At 32.9% G+C, this 5838-nt stretch carries 5 protein-coding genes; all 5 read right to left on the reverse strand.

The window, feature by feature from the left end; genetic code table 11:
- Positions 1-41 precede the first annotated feature (41 nt).
- Complete coding sequence (locus QJ521_RS09245) at positions 42-1085, reverse strand: anti-sigma-I factor RsgI family protein (protein ID WP_282840200.1); 1044 nt, start codon at positions 1083-1085, stop codon at positions 42-44.
- Between the two features lie 79 nt (positions 1086-1164).
- On the reverse strand, positions 1165-2271 hold the full coding sequence (locus tag QJ521_RS09250; protein ID WP_282840201.1) for a hypothetical protein: 1107 nt from the start codon (positions 2269-2271) through the stop codon (positions 1165-1167).
- Positions 2268-2780 (reverse strand): RNA polymerase sigma factor, encoded by a 513-nt coding sequence (locus QJ521_RS09255; protein ID WP_282840202.1) that lies wholly within the window; start codon positions 2778-2780, stop codon positions 2268-2270. Before QJ521_RS09255 ends, QJ521_RS09250 begins: the two co-directional genes overlap by 4 nt.
- 114 nt (positions 2781-2894) lie before the next feature.
- Positions 2895-5303 carry a leucine--tRNA ligase gene (gene leuS, locus QJ521_RS09260; RefSeq protein WP_282840203.1) on the reverse strand — a complete coding sequence of 803 codons (2409 nt, stop codon included), beginning with the start codon at positions 5301-5303 and terminating at the stop codon, positions 2895-2897.
- A 90-nt stretch (positions 5304-5393) separates the two neighbouring features.
- Complete coding sequence (gene acpP / locus QJ521_RS09265; protein WP_282840204.1) at positions 5394-5621, reverse strand: acyl carrier protein; 228 nt, start codon at positions 5619-5621, stop codon at positions 5394-5396.
- Positions 5622-5838: the final 217 nt, after the last annotated feature.

Genomic DNA, 5838 nt, shown 5'->3' on the forward strand with positions numbered 1-5838 from the left:
ATTGCCTATCGTCTTTTTTATCATTTCCCATAACAGGGGAATTATGGGCGATTTCGTTGAAATTCTTCGATTCTGTCCATTAGTTCATCGCGTCTAGATTCCATTTCATCTCTAAACTCTTGAACTCTTTGTTGATGTGTTTCTCTTAAGTGTTGGTGCATTTGCTTGAATTGTGCTCTTAAAGCTTTTGTTTCTTCAAGAAATTCATCACGAAGCTCCATAAGTTTTTCTTTAAATTCTGCTCTAAGCGTTGCGAATTCTTCTTGAAGTGCTGCTAATTGTGTTTCTAAATCAGCTTTTTCTGCTTCAAGTGCTTCAACATCACCTTCACCTAATTCGATTTGAGCTTCAAGATCTACTATTTGCATTTCTAAATCTTCAATTTGAGCTTCATAATTTTCGAATTGTGGATGATACTCATCAAATAATTCTTGTCTTGCTGCTAAAAATTCATCTTTTAATGTATGTGCGATTTCTTTGTGATCTTCAAAAGCTTCTCTGATTATAGCTTGAAGTTCATCAACTTCCATTTCAACTGCTACTTCGAGTGTTAATTCATCATTAACGAAGACAGCTTTTTTAGCTAAGAATAAGAAACCTGGAGATACTTCATAAGATTGTGCTTCTTCTAGGAATGCAGGTACATAACCGTTTTCGCCTTTATCTTGACCACGGCCAACCATGCCACGTTCTAGAAATGCATTATCTATATGTTGTTTAACTCTATTTCTAATAAGTTCTCCAATTTGGCTATTTTTTGATATTGCTGTTACAGAAACAATTGTTTCTTCTTCTTCATCAACATCAATATAACCTAACTCAACTGCTGTTTCTATAATAAGTTCAATTGCATCATCTAAATCAAGTCCAACTAATTGTAGATCAGCTAATAATACTTCGCCATCCTCATTTAATGGATTTGCATAAACCACTTTTTCTTTTGGTGTCACAATAAGTTCTACACTAGGATTAATATCTAGTGTCACATAAGCGTTTTCTGCAGATACTGTATTTGCGCATCCTGCGATAATCAGCAATCCTGCGAATAAGAATAGAAAACTAAATGCATATTTCATTTTTTTCATATTTTAAATCCTCCTTCTTTCTTTGGTTCACTTAATATACAATCATGATGTCGTTTTTATTGGTAATATGTGAATTTTTCTAAAAATCGTATTGTTGTTGAGTTGATTCTGTTTGTCCTGGTCTTCCTGGAATAACTCTATTTCTTTGAAGTATATAAGGAATACCACCATGAGGTTTAACTAAGATAGAATATACATTACCGCCTTGTAGCGTACTAATTCTAACGAGTAGTTCTCCTCTTTCTTCAACATCTCCATCCTCAATAATATAATTTATCTTTATCATTTTTTGATGATTTTGAGTTGCCATTGAAAATATATACGTTCCAATAGATTCACCAACATTAAAATGCATTTCAACATTTTTACCATCTTTGGTTTCTTCAATGATTAAGGATACATCTTGTGTGATTTCTCCATTTTTAGTAATGATAATATCAAAATGATATTTTTCATTGATCATTTGATAATCAACATCTATATAATTTAAATCATCTTTACTCATTCTTAGTGATAATTCTTTATGTTCGTTTTCTACACCATTTCCAATAAATTGATAACTAATTTCTCCGAGATTAATTCTACCGTTTATTGTAAATTGATTCGTGTTTTCAATTCTATTTTGATTATAGTCCATACGATATTGAATTTCTTGATCAAGAAAATCTCTAGCTCTAAAATTCATACGTTGACTGTATTCTGATTGTGTTAAATCTTCTTTATCGATATCAAAATCAGGACGACTTGCTAATAGCTTTTCCATGAGTTCAAAATATTTTGCTACATCTGAGATTTCTTCATTGATTTTTGGATCAGGTTGATTTGCAAATGGAGGTCCTGCTAAGGTTTCATCTGCATAAGTAGAAAGTTCTTCTTCTGCAAGATCCATCAGTGCAGTCGTTGAAATCGTTGAAAATACGATGACATTGTCCATACTTTGAAATTGAGGATCAGTAGGTATAATTGGTGTATCTGGTTGATAAAAGAGCATGAATAAGAATATCGTTGCTAATGTACCCAAAGCAAGCGTATATATATACTTTAGACTAAAACGAGACTTATGCATAACAACTTGTTCTTGACGTGGTAACTCTTGAACACGCTTAAGAATGTTGTCAGAAAAATCTTTGACTTCGATTTCATTAGCTTTAGTTTTAATTAATTGTATGAGTTCTTTCTTTTTCATAATATATCACCTACCTTTGCTCTTAGTTTCTTAATGGCTTTGTTATAGATCCACAAGACTGTGCCTAATGGCTTATCTATAGTATCAGCAATCTCTCTAAACTTTAAATCATTGATGATATGAAGTGTAACCACTTCTTTCTCAACATCTTCTAGTAGATCAAGGATTTTGAAAATATCTTCTTGATCTGTCTCTTCTTCTGGAGAAGGAATGCTTTCAACAATTTCTTGTGAATTAATAACCCTTTTTTCTCTATTGTAAGTATTAATGGCTAAATTTCTAGCAATTGTTGATAGATAAGCATAAGGATTAGATCCGCTTTTATATTGTTCGATTTTCTCTAAGAACTTAACGTAGGTGTCCTGCATGATGTCTTCTGCTAAGTCTTGATCTTTTACAATATTAATAATCGCGTAAAAAACCTGATTCTTTGTCAAGTTGTAAAATGTATCAAATGACTGATAGTTCCTCTTTTTTAGTTCTTCAATGATTGCATGTATCTGATCCATAATTCCCCTCTTCGCTTATTATACAAATGAACTTACCTTTTTATTGGTTTAATTTTATTTTACCACTACAAAAGAAAAATACCCTACAGGGTGTAGAGTATTTAATCTTATTTGTTAATTCGCTACGATATTAACTAACTTATTTGGTATATGTACGATTTTTCTAATCGTTAAGCCTTCAACATGTTTACTAACGTTTGGTATTTCTAATGCCATTTTCTTAGCTGATTCAGGATCCATATCTGTTTTCGCAGTAAATCTAGCTCTAAGCTTTCCATTGACTTGAACGACGATTTCAACTTCATCTTGAATTAAATATCTTTCATCATAAGTTGGCCATTCTGAATAGATGAGTTCTTCATTTTGTTTTAATATAGATTGGTTAATCTCTTCTGTTAGATGCGGACAAATTGGATTGAGCAGTTTTAGCAACCCTCTTGCTTGATCTTTTCCAATGGTTTGTAGTTTATATACATCATTAACAAAAATCATCATTTGACTGATTGCTGTATTAAATGCAAGCTTTTCATAATCTTCAGTTACTTTCTTAACCGTTTGGTGATAACTTTGTCTAAGTTCTTGAACTTCATCTTGCTCAATTGGAAAATCAAAGAGTCTCCAAACACGTTCTAAGAATTTTTTAGCACCATTAAGTCCTTCTTCAGACCACGGTTTATCTGCATCTAGTGGTCCCATAAACATTTCATAAAGACGTAGTGCATCTGCTCCATGTGATTCAAAAATCTCATCAGGATTGACACCATTACCTTTTGATTTACTCATTTTAGAATGATCACTACCTAAGATCATCCCTTGATTAAATAATTTTTTAAATGGTTCAACAACTGATAATAATCCGATATCATGTAAGAACTTTGTCCAAAAACGTGAATATAATAAGTGTCCTACAGCGTGTTCTGTCCCACCGACATATAAATCTACTGGAAGCCATTTATCCAATAACTTCTTGGCTTCTTCAGTATCTAGTGGAATCATCCCTAGGTGATGTTTTAAGATATAACCGATAAAATACCAGGAACTTCCAGCTAATTGCGGCATGGTGTTTGTATCTCTTCTACCTTTAATACCTTTATAATCAACGTGTAGCCAATCATGAGCATTTGCTAATGGACTTTCTCCTGTACCACTTGGACGAATGTTTTTTAGTTTAGGAAGTTCTAGTGGTAATTCATCATCTTCTAGGATGTAGATGTTATCATCTTCATCATAGATGACAGGAAATGGTTCTCCCCAATATCGTTGTCTTGAAAAGACCCAATCTCTTAATTTATATGTATTATGTGCATAACCTTGTTTTGTTTTTTCTAAATAATCGATTATTTTAGCTTTTGCTGCTTCATTAAATAAACCATCAATAATACCACTATTAAAATGCTTGCCGTCTCCAGTAAATGCGCCTTCTGCATCACTTTGGACAACTTCAACGATATCTAGTCCATGAATTTGAGCAAACTCAAAGTCTCTTTCATCGTGTGCAGGAACAGCCATAACTGCACCTGTTCCATAATGTGGTAACACATAATCAGCAATCCAAATTGGAACTCTTTTATGATTTAATGGATTAATTGCATAAGAACCACTAAAGACACCAGTCTTTGATTTATCCATTGCACGATCCATATCATTTTTTTGTTTGGTTGCATCTATATATTTTTTAACTTCACTTAATTCGTCTTCAGTCGTTACTTTTAAGATCAATGGATGTTCTGGTGCTAAGACACAATAGGTTGCTCCATAGATGGTATCAGGTCTTGTAGTAAACACTTCAAATGATTCATCTGATTCATCGACACTAAAGGTCATCATCGCACCATTTGATTTGCCAATCCAATTTCTTTGCATTTCTTTTAAGTACTCTGGCCAATCAAGTTCTTCTAAGTCTTCAAGTAAACGGTCAGCATAAGCAGTGATGCGTAGTACCCATTGACGCATCGCTTTTTTGACAACAGGATAGTTTCCTCGTTCAGATACCATTCGACCGTCAATAAGCTCAATTTCATCGTTTGCTAGAACTGTACCTAAACCTTCACACCAGTTAACTTCAACATCTTTTAAGACTGCTAAACCGTGTTCATACATTTTCTTAAAAATCCATTGGGTCCATTTGAAATAATTAGAATCAGCGGTTGCGAATTCTCTATCCCAATCGATACCTTTTCCAGATTCAATAATTTGTTTTTTAAAGTGAACAATATTTTGATAGGTAAACTCTCTAGGATCTTTACCTGTTGATAATGCATATTGTTCTGCAGGCAAACCAAAAGCATCCCATCCCATCGGATGAAGAACATTATAACCTTGCATTCTTTTGAAGCGACTGGTAATGTCTGTTGCTGTATATCCTTCTAAGTGTCCGACATGTAAACCACTAGCTGATGGATAAGGAAACATGTCTAAGACATAGAACTTTTCCTTGAGTCGATCTTCTTGTGTTTTAAAGAGTTTTTGTTCATACCAGTAACTTTGCCATTTCTTTTCAATATCTTTAAAATTATAAAACATATGAGTACCTTCTTTCAGTGCTATATCTATTATATAAAAAAAAAGCATTTTTTCAAACAAAAAAAGGGAATTTCTGTTCCCCTTTTGCTTTTAGTTTAATGCTTCGATGTAATTTACTAAGTCTCCGACAGTTTTAATGTTTTGTGCTTCCTCGTCACTAACTTGAACTGAGAACTCATCTTCAATGTTCATAATAAGTTCAACAGCATCAATTGAATCAGCCCCAAGGTCTTCTGCCAATCTTGCTTGCATTGTAATCTTTTCTTCTGGAACGTTTAGTTCCTCCATAATCATTTCCTTAATGCGCTCAAATATCATGTCTACATCCTCCTTATTTCAGCAACGTTATTATAAGTCATTTTAGCCGAAAAGTCAATTCTTAAATAAAAGTTTTTTGATGTTCAAAGTATTTTTGTGTTTATATTGCTTGAAAACGACAAACTTTGAATATTGTCCCATTTTTTTACATTTTTAAAACTTTGATGGGAAAACACCTTTTTCAACAAGTTTTTTTAAATTCCAGTTATCTCTAATA

It is taken from the genome of Peloplasma aerotolerans (genome assembly GCF_030012175.1).
GTDB classification, from domain to species: domain Bacteria; phylum Bacillota_I; class Bacilli_A; order Acholeplasmatales; family Acholeplasmataceae; genus Peloplasma; species Peloplasma aerotolerans.